Genomic DNA, 18,645 nt, shown 5'->3' on the forward strand with positions numbered 1-18,645 from the left:
CGTTAGGTTTTTACCGGTGAAATTGCATTTGCTACCGCTTGCCGACGTATGCTCGCACTCACCCGCTGTTATGAAAGATTCTTTCATTGAGGCTGTTTTAGGAACGCTTCGGCACGGCCCGTTCATAATATACTGATGAGAAGGACCGGCGGGAGCGCCCGCGAGCACGTGGAAGGGACCCCATGGCCGTCAACAGAAGGGTCACCATCGCGCAGATCGCCGAGAGCGCCGGGGTCTCCCCCGCCACGGTGTCGCGCGCGCTCAACCATCCCGAGCTCGTCAACGACCGCACGCTCGGACGCATCAACTCAAGCATCCGCAACCTTGGCTACGGCGGCCCGGTCGATCAGTATCGCGAGGGGTCCCCGGACTGCCGCGGGCTCGTGGTGGTCAACCTCCCCTGGCTCGACAACCCCTTCTACAGCGAGATCGTCCACGGCGTGCGCGTGGCCGCGAACAACGCCGGCTACGACACGCTCATCTCCTGGGACAACATCACCAACGAGACCGCCCGCTCGTTTTGCTCGATGCTGCGCCGCTGCGGCGCGAGCGGCGTCATCACCACCTCTCCCCTCTCGGCGAGGGCCATCCAGGCGGTCGAGGCCGTGGTGCCGCTCGTGCAGTGCGCGGAGAGCCGCCCGGACGTTGACGCGCCCTACGTCACCATCGACGACCACCTGGCGGCGAGCAGGGCGACGGAGCACCTCATCTCCTGCGGGTGCAAGCGGCTCGCCATCGTGGCGGGCTCCAACGAGTTCAAGTTCTCGCGCGAGCGCCTCGAGGGGTTTCTCGACACCACGGCAAGAAGCGACGTGCGCGTGCTTCCCGGCTGGATCCTGCAGATCCCGGACAACAGCTACGCGCTCGCCTACTCCGCGCTCACGCACCTCTTTGACTCCGGCGAGGTCCCCGACGGCATCTTTGCCGTCTCGGACACCTTTGGCGCGGCGGTTGTTCGCGCGGCCCACACCACCGGCATAGAGATCCCGCGCGACCTCAAGGTCGTGGGCTTTGACAACGCCGAGCTCTCCACGATGCTCACGCCCACGCTCACCACGGTCAACCAGCCGCGCTACCGCATGGGCTACTCCGCCTGCAGGATTCTCATCGACCTTCTCGCCGGAAACGAGCTGGGGTCGCGCTCGATGGTCCTCGAGACGGAGCTGATCGTTCGCGAGTCCACCGCGGGCGAGGCGGTCACCTAGGCGTCAGGGCCTGCCGCCGCGGTCGAGCCCGCGCCCGCAAACCTCTCCCGCCCTGCATTGGTCCCGATCCCGCAGAGCGCGAGGCCCAGGACGTCCTCAGCGGTCGCCCGCACGTCCACCCGCTCGAAGACCAGGAAGGCGCCCGCGACCGCCGCCGCGGCGAGGCGCGCGTTGACCTCGGGGCGCACGAGCCCCTCCGCCTTTGCGCGCTCGATCTGGGCCTCCAGCACGTCCACTATGCGCGCGAGGCGCGGCCCCTCGACCGGAGTGGAGCCGGCACCCGCCCCGGCAACGGCCAGCATGAGCGGGCCTCCCGGGCGGGTGGCCTCGGCGAGGGCGTCGAGCAGGCCGGCGATGGAGTCCGCTGCTGAGGGCGCCGTGGAGACGATCCTCTCGACGCTTGCCACCAGGTCGTCCACCGCGCGGTCGAGCACCGCGCGAACGAGCTCAGCGCGGTCGGAGAAGTAGTAGTAGAGCGAGCCCTTGGACATGCCGCAGCGGGCAGAGACCTCCGCCATCTGAAAGTCCGCCGAGCCGCGCTCCGCCATGAGGGAGGTCGCGGTCGCCATGATCTTCTCGCGCGTGGCCGCGCTCTTGGGCGTTGCCGTGCCGGGCCTTGCCGCCATGTCCTTCTCCGTTCCCTCGTGCCGCGCCGCCAGGCGCCGTCGTGCCAACGCGTCAATCTTAGCATCTGTTCAGGTGTTTTGAACTTGGCTCAAAATCATTGGACTCCTGAATAAAACTCGCCCCGCGGGGTACCTCTTGAGCCATTGAACGCGTAACACGTCTCGCTCAAGGGAGCCTCTCATGGGAACCATCGCGCGCATCCTCGGCCGCGACCTCAAGCGCCTGGCGGCAAGCCCCGTCGCCCTGGTGGTGGCGGTTGGGGTCTGCCTCGTCCCCGCGCTCTACGCGTGGGTGAACATCCTTGCCAACTGGGACCCGTACCAGAGCACCTCCACCGTGCCCGTGGCCGTGGTCGTGGAGGACAAAGGCGCCGAGGTCCCCGGCATGGGAGAGGTCAACGCCGGCGACATGGTAAGGGAGAGGCTCGAGGAGAACCACCAGCTCGGCTGGACCTTCGTGGACCAGGACGAGGCGCTCGAAGGCGTCCGCGCCGGCCGCTACTACGCCGCCTTTGTCATACCGCCCGACTTCACCTCGACCCTCGCGGGCGTGCTGGACGGCCACCCCACGCAGGCCCGCATTGGCTACTACGTCAACGAGAAGGCCAACGCGGTGGCGCCCAAGGTGACGGACACGGGGGCGACCACGCTCGAGGACCAGATCGCCGGGCAGTTTGTGTCGCTCGCCGGTAAGACCGTCACGCAGAGGCTCCAGGGCGCGGTGGGGTCCGCCGCGGGGGACGTCGACGGGGCGAGGTCGTCCGCGCTGAGGAGCCTCCGCGCCACGCAGGGGCGCCTCGACGACCTGGCGGACTCCCTCGAGGACGCGGGCGGGACCGTGGACGCAGCGCGCGAGGCCGTGGGCCGTGCGCGTGAGACGCTCTCCGCCACGGCGGACGCGGCGGGAGGGCTCGCCTCGTCGATGGACTCCGCGCTCGGGTCGCTCGCCGGCGCGCGCGAGGGGCTGCGCTCCTTTGCCCGCGGCCTCGACGACAGGCTGGGCGAGGGCGCCTCCGCGATCTCCGGGCTGTCCTCGACGGCGAGCCAGGACATCGGCCGCATCGCCGGGGACGTGGGCTGGGCGCAGGGGCGCCTCGACGCGGCGCTCTCGCGCCTGCGGGCGGCAAACGACGACGTGGCGGGCATGGCGGAGTCGCTCGGGGCGGCGCGCGACGAGGTCGCCTCCCTCGAGCCCGCCGACGACGCGCAGCGCGCCCTCCAGCAGCAGGTGGTCTCCGCGCTCGACGAACAGGTGGCGCTTCTCGAGGGGCTTGCCAGCGGGCAGGCCTCCGCCCTCGACGAGCTCCAGGGGATAAGCAACGAGGTGAGCGACGGGGCCAAGAGCGTGGACGGGCTCGCCACCTCGGTGAACGACGCCGTCCAGGCGGGCGCTGGCTCGATCGACGCCCTGCGGACGGACCTCGCCACGGGCGCGGCGCCCGAGCTCTCCTCCGCGCTCGACGCCCTCGCGGACGCGGGCGGTCGCCTTGCCGGCGGCACGGGCTCGCTCGTGCCGATGATCGAGCAGGCGGACGCCGGGCTCGCCCAGCTCGACGCGCTTCTCGCCCAGAGCCAGTCCACCCTGGCGGACACCGCCGACTCCCTGAGGGGCTCCGCCGATCGCATGGGCGCGCTGGCAGACGACCTCGCCGCCGTGCAGAGCGCCCGTGCCCTGCCCGCCGTGGACGACGTCCTCTCCCTCGACCCCGCCTCCACGGGCGCGGCGCTGGGCTCGCCGGTCAAGATGGTCGACGAGCCGGTGTTCCCCGTTGCCAACTACGGCTCCGGGGTGGCGCCGTTCTACACCAACCTCGCGCTGTGGGTGGGCGGCTTCGTGCTCGTGGCCATCTACAAGCTGGAGGTGGACCGCGAGGGGCTGGGCGACGTCGAGGTCACGCCCACGCAGGCGTTCTTTGGGCGCTGGCTCCTGCTCGCCCTCCTCGGCCAGGTGCAGGCCCTGACGTGCTGCATGGGCGACCTGGCGCTTGGCGTCCAGTGCGTCTCCCCCGTTGCGTTTGTGCTCGCGGGCATGGCGGCGTCGCTGGTCTACGTGCTCGTGGTCTACTCGCTCGCCGTGGCGCTCAAGCACGTTGGCAAGGCGCTCGCGGTGCTGCTGGTGGTGCTGCAGATCCCCGGGGCGTCCGGCCTCTACCCCATCCAGATGCAGCCCGCCTTCTTCCGGGCCCTGGGGCCGTGGCTCCCCTTCACCTACGGGATCGGCGCCATGCGCGAGGCGGTGGCGGGCTTCTATGGAGCAAACTACGCGCGCGACCTCGCCGTCCTTGCGCTCTTTGCCGTTCCCGCGCTGCTTCTGGGCGTGGTCGCCAGAAGGCGGCTCCTTGGGGCAAACGCGCTCTTTGACCGCAAGATGGCCCAGACGGACCTCCTTGTGACCGAGCGTGACGGCGAGAAGGACGCCGGGCGCCTGGCGCTCCTGGTGGACGCGCTCGCCTCCTCCCCCGCCCACCGCGAGGCGTTCCTGGCCCGGGCCGCGCGCTTTGAGCTGGCGTACCCGCGCCGCGTGCGGCGCGGGGTCGTGGCGCTGCTGGCCGTGCCGCTGGTCCTTCTCGCCCTGCTCTTTGCCCACCCGGCAAAGCTGTTGCTGCTGAGCCTGTGGGTGGTCTCCCTGGTTGCCGCGAGCGCGTACCTCATCTGGCTGGAGTACGTGCACGAGCGGCTGGCGGAGCGCGCCGGGCTGGCACGGATGGACAGAGACGAGCTGGTCGCGCTGGCCGAGGACGCCGCGCGGGCCGAGAAGGGAGGCGAGGCGCGATGAGAGGGGTCTGGGAGCTTGTGCGCCGCGACGCGCGTCACGTGCGGGCCAACGCCATCGCACTAGTGGTCTTTGTGGGAATCGTCGCCGTGCCGTCCTTCTACGCGTGGTTCAACATCGCGGGCAGCTGGGACCCGTACGGCAACACGGGCAACATCCGCGTGGCCGTTGCCAACGAGGACGAGGGCTACTCCGGGGAGCTGGTGCCCCTGACCGTCAACATGGGCGAGCGCGTGGTGGCCGAGCTGCAGGGTTCCGACTCCATTGGGTACGTGGTCACCTCGGAGGCCGACGCCGTCGAGGGCGTGCGCTCGGGCGAGTACTACGCGGCCGTGGTGATTCCGCCGGACTTCTCGCGCGACATGATGACCACCTTCTCCGCCGATCCCGTCCGTGCCGATGTGCGCTTCTACCAGAACGAGAAGGCAAACGCCATCGCCACCATAGTCACCGACAAGGCGTCCTCGGCCGTGATGGCGCAGATCGACTCCGGATTTGCCGAGGCGGTGAGCGCCGTTGGCGCGGGCGGCCTCAAGGAGCTGGGCTCCGCGCTCGACGACGACGCGGTGACGGGCCTCGCGGCGCGCCTCGACGCCGCGGTGACGGACTCCGCCGACACACTCTCCGAAACGGCGGGCTCCGTAAGGGACTTCGCGGACCTGCTCGAGTCGACGCGCGGGCTTCTGGGCAGCGGCGCGGGGGTGGCAGACGCGGCGCTCTCCCCCGCGGCGGACGCCGGCGAGGTGCTGCGCGAGACGGCGTCGGGCCTTGCGGGGGCCGGGTCGGCGATAGACGACGCGGAGACGTCCGTGGCAGGCGCGCTCGAGTCCGCGGGCGCGGGGCTCGACGGCGTGGACGCGGCGATAGACGACGCACTCGACGTCGCGGGCGCGCAGGAGGCAAGGATCCAGAAGGGCCTCTCCGCCGCGCGGGACGCCGTGGGCGAGCAGATCGGTGCGCTCGAGCGGCTGGACGGCGCGCTTGGGGAGCAGCTCGACCTCATGCGCGAGCTCGAGGGGACGCTTCCCGAGGGCAGCCCCGTGCGCGAGGGGCTCGGCAGCGCGATTGCGGGCGTGGGCGGTCTGCGCGACCGCGTTGACCAGGCGCTCGTTGAGCTGCGCGACCTCTCTGACGGGCTGGGCCAGACGATGGGCGACCTCGACGCCGGGGCAGCGGACGCCGAGGAGGCGCGCGAGCGGCTCAAGGGCCTCGTGGACGAGGCGCGCACGGCGGTGGGCGGCGCGGGGCAGCTCTACGACGACGAGGTGCGCGGCAGCCTCGGGAACCTTGCGGGGCAGGTGGCCGAGGCCGCCGAGCAGGCGGACGCGATCGAAGGGAACCTCGCCGGGACCCTTGCGGCCGTGGACTCCGCGGCAAAGGACGCGCGCGACGGGCTCGCCGGGGCGCGCGACGATCTCGACGAGACCGCGGACAGCCTGGACGCGGCGGCCGAGAAGCTCGATGGCCTGCACGAGCGGCTGCGCTCCGCACTTGACTCGGGCGACGCGCGGCAGGTGAGGGAGGTCCTGGCGTCTGGCCCGGAGGGGCTCGCCGAGTTTGTGGCGGCGCCGGTCTCGGTCGAGCGCACGGCTGTGTTTCCCGTTGAGAACAACGGCTCGGCGATGGCGCCCTTCTACACGACGCTTGCCATCTGGATTGGCGGGGTGGTGCTCGCGGCGCTGGTGCGCGCGACGCCCTCCGAGGCCGCGCTCGAGGAGACGGGCTGCTCGCACGCGCAGGCCTACGTGGGACGCCTTGCGCTCTTTGTTGCCGTGGGGCTGGCCCAGGCGGCGCTCATCTGCGGCGGAGACCTCTTCTACCTGGGAGTTCAGTGCGAGCACCCGTGGCTCATGCTGCTTGCGTGCCTGGCGTCGTCGCTCGTCTACGTCAACTTGATCTTCTCGCTCACGGCGTCCTTTGGCGACGTGGGCAAGGCCGTTGCCGTGGTGCTCATGGTGGTCCAGGTGGCCGGCTCGGGCGGCACGTTCCCGCCCGAGATGCTGCCCGCTCCGTTCCAGGCGGTCTACTCGTGGCTGCCGTTTGTGCACAGCGAGGCGGCGCTGCGGGCGGCGATGTTTGGGGTCTGGGACGGAGACTTCTGGCGCGAGCTTGGCGTTCTTCTCGCCTACCTGGTGCCGGCGCTGCTCCTGGGCCTGGTGCTGCGCCGTCCCGTGATCCGCCTGAACGAGTGGTTTGAGCACCGCCTGGAGCGCACGCGACTCATGTGAGGCCGCGCGGGCGACGCGCGGTGCCGGTGGAGCCGAGAAACCCGCTCGGTTGCGACGGACTCGCCGGGCGCGAGCCCGGAATCGGCCGTGGTTGCGACGGGCTCGCTGGACGCGAGCCCAAAATCGGCCGCGGTTGCGACGAAATCAGGGCGATCGCGTCGCAGCCACGGCGGATTCCAGGCTCATCACGGGCCACGACCGGGCATCACCGTCGCAGTCGTGGGCAAAACCGGGCTCGGCGCCGGAGCACGCGTCGCCGCACGTCGCAGTCGCCGGCGATTCCGGGCTCGTGGTTGCCGTGCGGACATCGTCGGGACGTCGCCGCCCTTCTCGCCGGCGCTGTATACTAGGCGCGTATGTGACGATAAGAACCACGGAGAGGAACCTCATGTCCGAGACCCCCGTTCGCGTGCGCTTTGCGCCCTCGCCCACCGGCAAGCTCCACGTTGGCGGCGCGCGCACCGCAATCTACAACTGGGCGTTTGCCCGCGCCAACCACGGCACCTTCATCCTGCGCATCGACGATACCGACCCCGAGCGCTCCACCGAGGAGAACACCCAGATCATCCTGCGCGCCATGCGCTGGCTGGGTCTCGACTGGGACGAGGGCCCGGAGGTGGGCGGCGACTTTGGCCCCTACAAGCAGACCGAGCGCGCCCAGATGTATCGCGACGCCGCGCAGCGCCTCTGGGATGAGGGCAAGGCCTACCCGTGCTTCTGCACGCCCGAGCAGCTGGCCGCCGACCGCGAGGCCGCGCAGGCGCGCAAGGACCCCTTCCAGGGCTACCAGCGCCGCTGCCGCGACCTCGACCCCGAGGAGGCGCGCGCCCGTATTGCCGCCGGCGAGCCGTACGTCCTGCGCATCAAGGTGCCCGAGGACCGCGGCGACGTGGTGGTGCGCGACGCGGTCCACGGCGACGTGACCTTTGCCGCCCGCGAGCTCGATGACTTTGTCATCCAGCGCACCGACGGCACGCCGACCTACAACTTCGCCACGGTCGTTGACGACGCCGCCATGGGCATCACCCACGTCATCCGCGGCGACGACCACCTCTCCAACACGCCGCGCCAGGTCATCGTCTACGAGGCCCTGGGCGCGCCGGTGCCCACCTTCGCGCACATCTCCATGATCTTGGGCGCGGACGGCAAGAAGCTCTCCAAGCGCCACGGCGCCACCAACGTGGAGGAGTACCGCGACGCGGGCTATCTTTCGGATGCGTTTGTCAACTACCTGGCGCTTCTGGGCTGGTCGCTCGACGGCGAGACCACGATCATCCCGCGCGATGTCCTGGCCCGCGAGTTCTCGCTCGACCACGTGTCCAAGAACCCGGCGACCTTTGACCCCAAGAAGCTCGACTGGATCCAGGCGGAGTACATCCACGCCATGAGCGACCAGGAGTTTGCGGACGAGGTCATGCTTCCCGAGCTCCACGAGGCCGGCGTCATCGGGGGCGACTTCGAGGCCGACGAGGAGTGGGTCGACGCGCTCGCGGCCATCGTGAAGCCGCGCACCAAGTTCCCCGCCGACGTGGTGGGGGTGGCCGCGCCCGTCTTCGCGACGGCGCAGACGCTGGAGTACGACGAGAAGTCCGTGGCCAAGGGCCTCGTCAAGGAGGGCATGGGCGCGGTCGTCGACGCGGCGCGCGAGGTCCTTCTCGCCCTGCCCGCGGACGGCTGGTCCGCAGGGGCCATCGACGCCGCACTCGAGACGCTGCCCGAGCGGCTCGACCTCAAGAAGCGCCTCGTCTTCCAGGCGGTTCGCGTCGCCGTGTGCGGCAACCTGGTGTCCCCGCCGCTCGGGGAGACCATGGCGCTCGTCGGTCGCGAGGACTGCCTCGCGCGCCTCGAGCGCGCCCGCGCCATGGCGCTGTAGCGCCGGCGACGCGCTCTTCTCGCCCGCGTGACGCCCGGGCCCGCAGCCACGCCGTGCGCCTGCGGGCCCGGGCGTCTTTTGCGTTCCGGCCGCGGGCCGCGCGCGTAGGCGCCTGCCGACAGTCTGCGGGCCCAAAACGTCGTTTGGCTCCTACAAGTCGCAACCTGTAGGAGCCAAACGACACTTCTGGGAGCAAGACTGTCGGCGGGCGCCCACACTCTCCCGTGGGCCGTCGCGCCCGCGGCGGCCGGCGCCGCGCGGTCGGAAGACGGGAGGAACCGCCTACTGCTCGGTGCCCTCGCCGGCGCGCACCTCGTCGTCCGAGCCGCTCACCGCCGCCCCGATCATGGCCGTGAGGCCGGCGACCATCATGTCGACGCTCATCGAGGCCGTGCCCTCGCCCATCGAGAGCGCCTGCTCTGCGGCGTACGGGACGTGCACGAACCCGCCGCGAACGCCGGGGTGGCGCGTGGCCAGGCAGTGCATCAGCTCGTAGAGGACCTCGTTGCAGCAGAAGGTTCCCGCGGTGTACGAGACGGCGGCCGGCACGCCCGCGGCGCGGCAGGCGTCGACCATCGCGAAGACGGGCAGCGTGGCGAAGTAGGCGTCGGGGCCGTCGGCCTCGAGCCTGCCCACGGGCTGGTTGCCCTCGTTGTCGGGAATGCGCGCGTTGGCGTAGTTGATGCCCACGAACTCGGGGGTGATGTGGGAGCGGCCCCCCGCCTGGCCCACGCAGACGACGACGTCGGGCGCGTGCTCGTCGATGGCCGCCTCGACGGCGGCGCTGTCCTTGCCAAAGACCACGGGAATCTGGACGGTGACGACCTCGGCGCCGGCGATCTGGCGCGGCAGGCGCTGCACGGCCTCGAGCGCGGGGTTGATGGTGGCGCCGCCGAAGGGCTCGAACCCGGTGACCAGTACCTTCATGGGTGTGCTTCCTTTCGTTGGGTCGTGGGCGTGATGCGGGACGGGGCGGTGGCGCGCCCCGCCGCCGTCACAGCGCGGTCATGACGATCATGTAGACGATCTGCGCCGCGAGCATGATGAGCGCGATGGGGACCTGCTTCTTGATGACGCCGTAGGAGTCCTTCATCTCGAGGATCGCCACGGGTAGGATGTTGAAGTTGGCCGCCATGGGCGTCATGAGCGTCCCGCAGAAGCCGCAGGTGAGCGCGACCGAGCCCACGAGGGCGGGGTCGGCGCCGAGCGACAGGACGAACGGGGCGCCGATGCCCACCGTGAGCACGGTGATGGCGCCGTAGGCGTTGCCCATGACCATGGTGAACACCGCCATGCCGATGGCGTAGACGATGATGCCCACCACGAGGTTGCCCTGGGGGATGACCCCAGAGACGAGATGTGAGATGACGTCGCCCACGCCCGCCGCGGTGAAGATGGAGCCGAGGGCCGCCAGCAGGATCGGCAGCATGGACAGCGGGCCCACCGCGTCGAGCATGCGGCGCGTGTCGTTGAGGAAGACCCTCGGGGTGTTGGCGTGGGAGAAGGCGAAGAGCATGAGGCCGCCCACGACCACGCCGAAGGTCAGGCCGACGAGCGAGCTGATGTTGGTGAAGAGCGCGAAGACGAGCGCCATGACGCCGAGCGACAGGGCGGGCACGAAGAGCTTCATGCCGATCCTCTCGTAGTTGCCCTGCATCTCCTCGGCGGTGGGCTCGTCGCCCGTCCCCCGGCCCACCTGCTTGCAGATGGCCGGGATCACCATGACGATCACGAGCGCGCCCGTGACGGTGCTCGGGACCCAGCGTCCCACGATGAAGAGCATGCCGCACACCACCCAGAAGATCGCCGTCCCCACGCGCTTGGGGTTGGTGCGGTCGACGGCGTTGCGCACGCCCGCGTAGACCGCGATGAGGCCCATGACGATGTAGGCCACCTCGAGGAGCTTGTCGGAGAGCGTCACGTCGGCGCTCTGGAAGAACTGGATGAACTCCGTCACGCCCCGTCACCGCCCCTCTTCTCGTCCGCGGCCTCGGCCGCCTCGGCGGCCTGCGCGGCGCCGTGCTCGTAGGACGCGGCACCGGCCTTCTTGATGAGCCGCTCGCGGCGGGCCATGAGGCGCCGGTCGATCACGTTGTAGTAGACGACGGCGACGAGCATGGCCGCCACGGCAACGGGGATCTGCACGGCGGCGAGGTCGACGAGGCTCACGTCGTAGCCGAGGCCGGCGAGGGTGCCCTGGACGAGCAGGCCGCCCGAGCCGCCCACGAAGAGCACCTGGCCGAAGAACCAGGCGACGTTGTCCATGCCCGACGAGATGCCCTTGAGCTCCTCGAGGTGCTTCTCGCCGATCCGCTTGCCGTCGCGCTCGACGGCGGCCTGCGCCATGGGCATGATGACGGGGCGCACGAAGCCCGCCACGCCGCCGAAGTTGATGTTGAACGCAGCGAACAGCACGCGCACCACGCCGTAGGCCGAGATGATGATGCCCGACGTCGCGTTCCTGAGCTTGCGGATGAGCGCCGCGGCGGCCTGCCGCAGGCCGTTTCGCTCGAGCGTGCCGGTGAGCACGAACGTCATGATGAAGATGCACATGCTCCGGTTAGACACGAAGCTCGTGCCGAGTGTGTCCAGGAACGACACCGCGTCCATCCCGCCCACCACGGCGGTCGCCACGGCAGCCACCATGATGATGAGGATGGAGTCGAGCTTGAGGGCAAACCCGACCACGACGATGACGATTCCCAGGAGCTTGAGCAGCTCTGCGGGGTCCATCGGTCCTCCTTTTCTTGACATTGCGACTAGGGTATCGTAGCGACCGGACAGAGATTCGGCGCGCGCCGTGCCCAAACCGAAACATGCGCGCCGCCCCGGCCGAGCCGGCCGCGAGAAGAACGAGGCGCCCCGCGCCGCGAGCGGAAAGGACCCCCATGGCGTCCAAGCCCCAGACCCTTGCCACGACCTCGGCGTTCGAGGTGCTCGGCCCCGTGATGGTGGGGCCCTCCTCCTCCCACACGGCCGGGGCCCTGCGCTGCGCGCGCGTCGCCGCCTCCCTGCTCGAGGGGCGCGTCGTCGGCGTGCGCTTCACCCTGTGGAACTCGTTCTCGCACACCTACCACGGGCACGGGACGGACCGCGCGCTCGTGGCGGGCATCCTCGGGCTCGACACCGACGACGAGCGCATCCGCGACGCCTTCGACCTCGCGCGCGAGGCCGGCCTCGACTACGCCTTCGTCGAGGCGGGCGACGACGCGTCGGTGCACCCCAACACCGTCGACATCGACATGGTCGCCGAGGGCGGCGCGCGCTGCCAGGTGCGCGGCGAGAGCCTCGGCGGCGGCAAGATGCGCATCAGCCGCATCGACGGCGTGGGCGTGGACATCACCGGCGCCTACGCCACGCTCTTCGTGGCGCACCGGGACGCCCCGGGCATCCTCGCCTCGCTCACGCACCTGCTCGCGATGGCGGAGGTCAACATCGCCTTCTGCCGCACCTATCGCACCGAGCAGGGCGGCCGCGCCTACTCCGTCTTCGAGACCGACGGCGCGCCCGACGCCTCCGTGCTGCCCATGATCCGCCGCATCCGCGACGTGAGCTTCGCGACCTTCATCTCGGTCCCCGGCTCGGCCTCCGCGGTCTCCCCGGGCGTGACGGCCGAGGAGCTCTTCGACGACGGCGCGCAGCTGCTCGACGCCTGCGCCGAGCGCGGACTGTCGATCGGCGCCGTCATGCGCCTGCGCGAGGAGGGGCTCTCCGGCGCCGGGCGCGCCGACGAGGCCATGCGGCGCGTCATCGAGGTCATGCGCGACGAGACGAGTGCGCCGGTCAGGGAGCCCTCGCGCTCGCTCGGCGGCTTCATCGGCGGCGAGGCGCGCCTCGTCGACGCCGGCAAGGCCCGATGGGCGAAACCGCTCATGGGCGCGACCCAGACCGACGCCGTGGCCCGCGCGATGGCGGTGCTCGAGCGCTCGGCGGCGATGGGCGTGATCGTGGCGGCCCCGACGGCGGGGTCGGCAGGCGTGGTGCCGGGGTGCGTGCTCGCCGCGGCGGACGCGACCGGCGCGGGCGACGACGAGGTCGCCTCCGCGCTGTGGTGCGCGGCGGCGGTGGGGCTCAACATCCAGACGCACGCGTGCGTTGCCGGCGCCGAGGGCGGCTGCCAGGCCGAGGTGGGGTCGGCGGCGGCGATGGCCGCCGCGGCGCTCGTGGAGCTGCTCGGCGGGACCCCCGAGCAGGCGCTGACGGCGAGCTCGCTCGCGATCTCCAACCTGCTGGGGCTCGTCTGCGACCCGGTGGGGGGCCTCGTCGAGGTGCCCTGCCAGGCGAGAAACGCCATCGGCGTGGCGGCCGCCTTCTCCGCGGCTCAGCTCGCCCTCTCGGGCGTCGAGTGGCTCGTGCCCTTTGACCAGGTCGTCGCGGCGATGGCCGAGGTCGGGCACGCCCTGCCCTCGCGCCTGCGCGAGACGGCCCGCGGCGGCCTCGCCGCGACGCCGGCGGCAACGAGCGCCTGCGCGACCTGCGGAGGGTGCGGGAGGTAGCGGGCGCGCCGCGCGGGCGCCGGGCGGGTGCGACGCGCGGGGCGCCGCGGCCGTGCGGCGAGCCCCGCGCCCAGACGCGGCGATTCTGTCCGCTCGCCCCCGCGTCACCTCGTTGCGGCGATTCTGTCCGCTCGCCCCCGCGATTGGGTATAACCTTTGATGTTCCCAGGAGCAGGCGATTCCGTGTTACAGCACGGACTAACCTCTTACATGTTCTTCTCGTCCTCTTATTTTGTGACGAGGCTTCTGTGAGGTAGTCGCACCTCTCCCGAGCGGCACTCTCGGCACGGGAGAGTACCCAATCGGAGGGGTCTCCTGACAAATTCGCCCCTTCCGAAAACGCGAGGACCTCATAATACCCAACGACGCAGAGAATGTGGCGCAGGGCCCGCGACAGCCGCGACAGGGCCCGCGACAGCCGAGCCAGGGGCGAGTTCTTGCGCCGCTCGTCTGGCCGGCCGCGCCCGAGTCGCAACCGGCCCGAGAGCTGACAGTCCAAACCATAATGAACATATACTCGCGCATGAAAAAGGGCCCCTCTCGGGGCCCTGAACGTTTGGTAGCCCGTACCAGATTCGAACTGGTGATCTCCGCCTTGAGAGGGCGGCGTCCTGAACCGCTAGACGAACGGGCCAAATGGTAGCCCGTACCAGATTCGAACTGGTGATCTCCGCCTTGAGAGGGCGGCGTCCTGAACCGCTAGACGAACGGGCCACATATACGATTGTCAGACGGCAAATGGCTGGGGTGGAGAGAGTCGAACTCCCGCTGACGGAACCAGAATCCGCTGTCCTACCACTAGACGACACCCCAATGTTGCCATCCGTGCGCCTCTCAGCGCGGGAAAACACTATACGGGAAAGGCGACGGCCATGCAAGCGTGATTTTTGGAAAAGTTGTGGCGCCCGCGGGACGGCGGCGCCGACCGCAAAAGGCGGCTCCCCGGGCGGGCGCGGGACGCGCGCCTACCAGCGCAGCCACGCGAGCTCGGCCTCGCGGTCGTTCTCGAGCTCCCCCGCCATCACCGCGGCCAGCAGCTGCTCGAGCACCATCCCCACGCCCGGCCCCGGCTCGACGCCGCGCTCGCGAATCACGTCGGCGCCGCCCACGGCGAGGTCGCGGACGCGCCAGACCCCTCCGGCGGCGAGCTCCTCGCGCAGGGCCCGCGTCATGGCGTCGAGCTCGACGGCGTAGCCCATGCACGCGCTCGCCTTGGCGACGGCGTCGGAGCGCTTGAGGTCGAGCAGGGCAAACGAGAGCTCCCGGGCGCGCCCGGGGCAGGCGTGCTCGAGCTCGGCGAGCATCCTGCGCATGGAGGCGCGCGTGGGGCGGATCTCGAAGTCATGGAGAAGGACGAGCGCGCGGGCGGCCCGCACGGTCTCGCCCGGGACGGCCAGGCGCCCCATCACCTCGCGCAGCACGCGCGCGCCGGCAGCGGGGTGACCGAAGAAGTGACCCCTGCCCGAGACGTCCTCGCTCCAGCACGCGGGCTTCGCGACGTCGTGCAGCAGCGCCGCCCAGCGCAGCGCCTGCGACGCCGCGCCGCCCGTGAACTCCTCGACGCCGGCGCAGACGCGCGCGGTGTGCTCGAGGACGTCGTGGGCGTGATAGGGACTCCGCTGCTCGAACCCCTCCATCGGGGCGAGCTCGGGGACCGCGGCTGCCATGACGGCGAACTCGCCGCGCAGCGCCCGGGCGACGCGCCCCGTGGCGAGGATGCCGTCGAGCTCCTGCCCCACGCGCTCCCGGGCGATGTCGGCGAGCCCCCCGGCGCGCTCGACGAGCGCCTCCCGCGTGCGGGGCTCGATCCTCGCGTCGAGCCGGCAGGCGAAGCGCACCGCGCGCAGGACGCGCAGCGCGTCCTCCTCGAAGCGCCGCCTGGGGTCGCCCACCGCTCGGATGACGCGCGCCCCGAGGTCCCCCCGCCCGCCGAAGGGGTCGAGCAGCCCCCGCTTGGGGTGGAAGGCCATCGCGTTGACCGTGAAGTCGCGGCGGGCCAGGTCCTCACGCACGTCCGTGACGAAGCGGACCTCGTCGGGGTGACGGCGGTCCGAGTAGGCGCCCTCCACGCGGTAGGTGGTCGTCTCGACCGGCCTGCCGTCCACGACGGCGGTCAGCGTGCCGTGCGCGACGCCGGTCTCGTGGACGTCCGCGCCCGCGGCGCGCAGCACGCGCTCGGCCTCGGGCCACGGCGCGGAGGTGGTCACGTCGACGTCGTGGCCGGGGCGTCCGAGCAGGGCGTCGCGCACCCAGCCGCCCACGACCCACGCCTCGAAGCCCGCCGCCTCGAGCGCGTCGACGACGCGCCGGGCGTAGGCCGGCAGCTCGCGCGCGAGGCGCTCCTCGGTGGCGTCCATGCGCCTCCCTCCCGACGTTCTTCTCCCCTTCCACTCCCGCCAATTCTAGCAGCGCGGCGCGCCGCCGGCGCCCCCTTCGTGCAAAGGGGACAGGCACTTTTGTACGCCGCCTTCGGCCGTGCAAAAGTGCCTGTCCCCTTTGCACGTGTCCCCTTTGCACGGCGCCCCCTTCGCGGCGCCAAATTCGGGCGCGTCCGTGCAGGCCAGCGTGCTACCCTAGTGCGCTGTCGGATCATCGAACGAACGGGAGGACAGAGATGGACGATATGACGAGCGTCACCGCCGACGACCTTGCCCGCGCACGCGAGGAGTTCTTCTCCGAGCGCGCCAACGTCGTCGCCAAGAACGCCGTGAGCTCGGTGGGCGTCCGCGCGGCCGCGCGCGTGCCCGAGGGCGTCGCCGCGAACGCCATGACCTTCGACGTCGAGGTCAGCCAGGGCGAGCGCTGCGACCAGCAGCGCTCCGGCCGCTGCTGGATGTTCGCGAGCCTGAACACCATGCGCTACCGCGTCATCAAGAAGTACGGCCTCAAGAGCTTCGAGCTCTCCCAGGCCTACCCGCTCTTCTGGGACAAGCTCGAGAAGAGCAACTGGTTCTTCGAGAACATCCTCGACACGCTCGACGAGCCGCTCTCCGGCCGCCTCGTGGCCTACCTGCTCAGCGACCCCGTCGGCGACGGCGGGCAGTGGGACATGTTCAAGAGCCTCGTCAAGAAGTACGGCGTCTGCCCCAAGGAGGCCATGCCCGAGACCGCCTGCTCGCGCAACACCTCCGAGCTGCACGCCTACCTCACGCGCTACCTGCGCGGCGCGGCCAAGCGCCTGCGCCAGAGCCACGAGGCGGGCGTGGGGCGCGACGAGCTCGAGGAGATGAAGAAGGAGATGATGGGCGACGTCTACCGCCTGCTCGTCACCTGCCTCGGCGAGCCGCCCGCGTCCTTCGAGGTCCGTCTGCGCGACAAGGACGACAACCTGGCGCTCTCCGGCACCTTCACCCCGCTCGAGTTCTTCTCCGAGGCCGTGGGCATGAACGTCGACGACTACGTGAGCCTCATCTCGGCCCCCACCGCCGACAAGCCCTTCGGCCACACCTACACCGTGAGCCGCCTCGGCAACGTCGTCGAGGACGGCGGCGTGCGCTACCTCAACCTTCCGATCGAGCGCCTCAAGGACGCCGCGATCGCGCAGCTGCGCGACGACCTGCCCGTGTGGTTCGGCTGCGACGTGGGCCAGAGCTTCATCCGCGAGGAGGGCATCATGGACACCGCGGCGCTTGACGTCGACGGCCTCTTCGGCTTCGAGGTCGAGGGCTGCATGGACCGCGCCGAGCGGCTCGACTACGGCGAGTCGCTCATGACCCACGCCATGGTCCTCGAGGGCGTGAACCTCGACGCCGACGGCCGCCCGACGCTCTGGAAGGTCGAGAACAGCTGGGGCAAGGACCACGGCCGCAACGGCTTCGACACCCTCTCCGACCCGTGGTTCGACGAGTACGTCTACCAGGTCGTCGTTGACAAGAAGTACCTGAGCGACGACGAGCGGGCCACCTACGAGGGCGAGGATCCCACGGTGCTCGCGCCCTGGGACCCCATGGGCTCGCTCGCCCGCGTGCGCTAGGGAGGCGGCATGAGAGACTACTCCGCGGGCGCCATCGCGCCGCAGTCCGTCGACGAGCTCACCGCGTCCTTCTCGGCTGATCGCGCCAACCGCGTGGCGAGAAACGCCGTGACCTCGATGAACGTCCACGCCGCCGCGCGCGACGTGGCGCGCATGCGCACCTACCACGACACCTTCGGGGTCTCGCGCAAGCGCACGGGCAAGGTCACCAACCAGCGCCACTCCGGGCGCTGCTGGATGTTCTCGGCCTTCAACGTGGCCCGCGCGGCCACGATGGAGCTGCTCGACGTCGACGACTTCGAGTTCTCGCAGGCCTTCGGCTTCTTCTACGACAAGCTCGAGAAGTTCAACGTCGGCCTCGAGTACGTCATCGAGACCGCCGGCCTGCCCATCGACTCGCGCGAGGTCGCCGACCTGCTCGAGCACTCGATGGGCGACGGCAACTACTACCCCGCCGCGATGAACATCATCAGGAAGTGGGGGCTCGTCCCCAAGGACGCCATGCCCGAGAGCGCCTGCACCAAGGACGCGGACCAGATGAACGCCCAGCTCGAGCGCCTGTTCCGCAAGAGCGCGATGGAGCTGCGCCGCCTGGTGGCGGGCGGCGCCGACATGGACGCGGTGCGCGCGGCCAAGGACTCGATGGTGGCGCAGTGCCACCAGGTGCTCGCCGTGTGCCTGGGCGAGCCGCCGCTGACGATCGACGTCGAGGTCGTCGTGGGCAAGGCGTGCAAGGTGGACCCGGCGCGCCTCGTCGTGCAGGAGGGCGCAGAGGCGGACGAGAAGGACGGCCCGCGCCGCCTGCTCGTCGACCGCGGCATCACGCCGCGGGAGTTCGCCGAGCGCTACGTGCCCTTTGACCCGAGCGACTACGTGCAGCTCGAGCACCTCCCCGGCGAGAGCCGCCCGTTCGGCACCGTGTACCACCGGCGCTTCTCGGACACCATGGCCGGCGGCGTGCCGGTGCGCTTCCTCAACGTGCCGTTCGAGGTGCTCGAGGACGCGGCGGTGGCGTCGCTGCGCGCGGGCGTGCCGTGCGAGATGGCCTGCGACGTGGGCCAGCAGTTCCCGCGGCGCATCGAGGACTTCCCCGGCGTGCTCGCGTGCGACACGATGGACTACGAGGGCCTCTTCGGCGTGGACCTCTCCATGAGCCGCGAGGACATGCTCGACGCCCGCGAGACGCGCAACACCCACGCGATGACCTTCCAGGGCGTGCAGCTCGGCGACGACGGGTGCCCCGTGGCCTGGCGCATCGAGAACAGCTGGGGCGAGGACAGCTGCAAGGACGGCTACCTCGTGGCGAGCGCTGACTGGTACCGCACCTACGGCGGCGAGGTCGTGGTGAGGCGCGAGTTCGTGCCGGCCGAGTACCTCGAGCTGTGGGACAGCGCCCCCGTCGTGGAGGTCGAGCCCTGGACCAACGTCGGCTGCGCCCTGGCCCCGCGCGTGTGACACAGGGGGACAGCCC

12 protein-coding genes and 3 tRNA genes are annotated in these 18,645 nt (G+C 70.7%); 7 read left to right on the forward strand and 8 right to left on the reverse strand.

The features are described 5' to 3' along the window. Window positions 1-182 precede the first annotated feature (182 nt). Window positions 183-1,205, forward strand: coding sequence for a LacI family DNA-binding transcriptional regulator (locus BQ7106_RS03710; protein ID WP_072371428.1), 1,023 nt, complete (start codon window positions 183-185; stop codon window positions 1,203-1,205). On the opposite strand, the gene BQ7106_RS03715 is transcribed toward BQ7106_RS03710, so the two are convergent. Then, window positions 1,202-1,831: a TetR/AcrR family transcriptional regulator gene (locus BQ7106_RS03715; protein WP_072371431.1), complete on the reverse strand. Its 630-nt coding sequence runs from the start codon at window positions 1,829-1,831 to the stop codon at window positions 1,202-1,204. The genes BQ7106_RS03710 and BQ7106_RS03715 overlap by 4 nt on opposite strands. Before the next feature lie 181 nt (window positions 1,832-2,012). Between BQ7106_RS03715 and BQ7106_RS03720 the strand changes: the two genes are divergently transcribed. From BQ7106_RS03720 to gltX, 3 genes are all read left to right on the forward strand, one after another. After that, window positions 2,013-4,607: a YhgE/Pip domain-containing protein gene (locus BQ7106_RS03720; RefSeq protein ID WP_072371434.1), complete on the forward strand. Its 2,595-nt coding sequence runs from the start codon at window positions 2,013-2,015 to the stop codon at window positions 4,605-4,607. Further along, entirely contained in the window at window positions 4,604-6,832 is a 2,229-nt protein-coding gene (locus tag BQ7106_RS03725; protein ID WP_072371437.1) for a YhgE/Pip domain-containing protein, read from the forward strand. Before BQ7106_RS03720 ends, BQ7106_RS03725 begins: the two co-directional genes overlap by 4 nt. A 388-nt stretch (window positions 6,833-7,220) precedes the next feature. Then, window positions 7,221-8,705 carry a glutamate--tRNA ligase gene (gene gltX, locus BQ7106_RS03730; protein ID WP_072371440.1) on the forward strand — a complete coding sequence of 495 codons (1,485 nt, stop codon included), beginning with the start codon at window positions 7,221-7,223 and terminating at the stop codon, window positions 8,703-8,705. Window positions 8,706-8,987: 282 nt separating this feature from the next. Here gltX and pcp read toward each other — a convergent pair whose 3' ends face one another. From pcp to BQ7106_RS03745, 3 genes are all read right to left on the reverse strand, one after another. Further along, window positions 8,988-9,632, reverse strand: a complete 645-nt coding sequence (gene pcp, locus BQ7106_RS03735) for a pyroglutamyl-peptidase I (protein WP_072371443.1) — start codon at window positions 9,630-9,632, stop codon at window positions 8,988-8,990. 67 nt (window positions 9,633-9,699) lie between these two features. After that, window positions 9,700-10,662, reverse strand: coding sequence for a DUF979 domain-containing protein (locus BQ7106_RS03740; RefSeq protein ID WP_205407660.1), 963 nt, complete (start codon window positions 10,660-10,662; stop codon window positions 9,700-9,702). Then, a complete protein-coding gene (locus BQ7106_RS03745) occupies window positions 10,659-11,438 on the reverse strand; it encodes a 5-oxoproline transporter, DUF969 family subunit (RefSeq protein WP_072371447.1) in 780 nt (259 codons plus the stop codon). The genes BQ7106_RS03740 and BQ7106_RS03745 overlap by 4 nt, the downstream gene beginning before the upstream one ends. Window positions 11,439-11,593: 155 nt before the next feature. Between BQ7106_RS03745 and sdaAA the strand changes: the two genes are divergently transcribed. Next, on the forward strand, window positions 11,594-13,201 hold the full coding sequence (sdaAA, locus tag BQ7106_RS03750) for an L-serine ammonia-lyase, iron-sulfur-dependent, subunit alpha (RefSeq protein ID WP_072371450.1): 1,608 nt from the start codon (window positions 11,594-11,596) through the stop codon (window positions 13,199-13,201). 557 nt (window positions 13,202-13,758) lie between these two features. Here sdaAA and BQ7106_RS03755 read toward each other — a convergent pair. From BQ7106_RS03755 to BQ7106_RS03770, 4 genes are all read right to left on the reverse strand, one after another. After that, window positions 13,759-13,835: transfer RNA gene (locus BQ7106_RS03755), tRNA-Glu, on the reverse strand. Window positions 13,836-13,838: 3 nt separating this feature from the next. Then, window positions 13,839-13,915, reverse strand: a tRNA-Glu gene (locus BQ7106_RS03760). A gap of 25 nt (window positions 13,916-13,940) precedes the next feature. Further along, window positions 13,941-14,014: transfer RNA gene (locus BQ7106_RS03765), tRNA-Gln, on the reverse strand. A gap of 152 nt (window positions 14,015-14,166) precedes the next feature. After that, window positions 14,167-15,558, reverse strand: coding sequence for a CCA tRNA nucleotidyltransferase (locus BQ7106_RS03770; protein ID WP_072371454.1), 1,392 nt, complete (start codon window positions 15,556-15,558; stop codon window positions 14,167-14,169). 257 nt (window positions 15,559-15,815) lie between these two features. Here BQ7106_RS03770 and BQ7106_RS03775 point away from each other — a divergent pair, with 257 nt between their 5' ends. Both BQ7106_RS03775 and BQ7106_RS03780 read left to right on the forward strand, forming a co-directional pair. Next, window positions 15,816-17,174: a C1 family peptidase gene (locus BQ7106_RS03775; RefSeq protein ID WP_072371458.1), complete on the forward strand. Its 1,359-nt coding sequence runs from the start codon at window positions 15,816-15,818 to the stop codon at window positions 17,172-17,174. Window positions 17,175-17,183: 9 nt separating this feature from the next. After that, entirely contained in the window at window positions 17,184-18,629 is a 1,446-nt protein-coding gene (locus BQ7106_RS03780; RefSeq protein ID WP_072371462.1) for a C1 family peptidase, read from the forward strand. Window positions 18,630-18,645: the final 16 nt, after the last annotated feature.

Origin of the sequence: Thermophilibacter mediterraneus (assembly GCF_900119385.1) — a bacterium.
Classification (GTDB): domain Bacteria; phylum Actinomycetota; class Coriobacteriia; order Coriobacteriales; family Atopobiaceae; genus Thermophilibacter; species Thermophilibacter mediterraneus.

Coding starts and splice junctions, on each gene's coding strand:
- BQ7106_RS03780 (WP_072371462.1), top strand. CDS start 17,184: ATGAGAGACTACTCCGCGGGCGCCATCGCGCCGCAGTCCGTCGACGAG.
- BQ7106_RS03725 (WP_072371437.1), top strand. CDS start 4,604: ATGAGAGGGGTCTGGGAGCTTGTGCGCCGCGACGCGCGTCACGTGCGG.
- BQ7106_RS03770 (WP_072371454.1), bottom strand. CDS start 15,558: ATGGACGCCACCGAGGAGCGCCTCGCGCGCGAGCTGCCGGCCTACGCC.
- BQ7106_RS03775 (WP_072371458.1), top strand. CDS start 15,816: ATGGACGATATGACGAGCGTCACCGCCGACGACCTTGCCCGCGCACGC.
- BQ7106_RS03745 (WP_072371447.1), bottom strand. CDS start 11,438: ATGGACCCCGCAGAGCTGCTCAAGCTCCTGGGAATCGTCATCGTCGTG.
- sdaAA (WP_072371450.1), top strand. CDS start 11,594: ATGGCGTCCAAGCCCCAGACCCTTGCCACGACCTCGGCGTTCGAGGTG.
- gltX (WP_072371440.1), top strand. CDS start 7,221: ATGTCCGAGACCCCCGTTCGCGTGCGCTTTGCGCCCTCGCCCACCGGC.
- pcp (WP_072371443.1), bottom strand. CDS start 9,632: ATGAAGGTACTGGTCACCGGGTTCGAGCCCTTCGGCGGCGCCACCATC.
- BQ7106_RS03710 (WP_072371428.1), top strand. CDS start 183: ATGGCCGTCAACAGAAGGGTCACCATCGCGCAGATCGCCGAGAGCGCC.
- BQ7106_RS03720 (WP_072371434.1), top strand. CDS start 2,013: ATGGGAACCATCGCGCGCATCCTCGGCCGCGACCTCAAGCGCCTGGCG.
- BQ7106_RS03715 (WP_072371431.1), bottom strand. CDS start 1,831: ATGGCGGCAAGGCCCGGCACGGCAACGCCCAAGAGCGCGGCCACGCGC.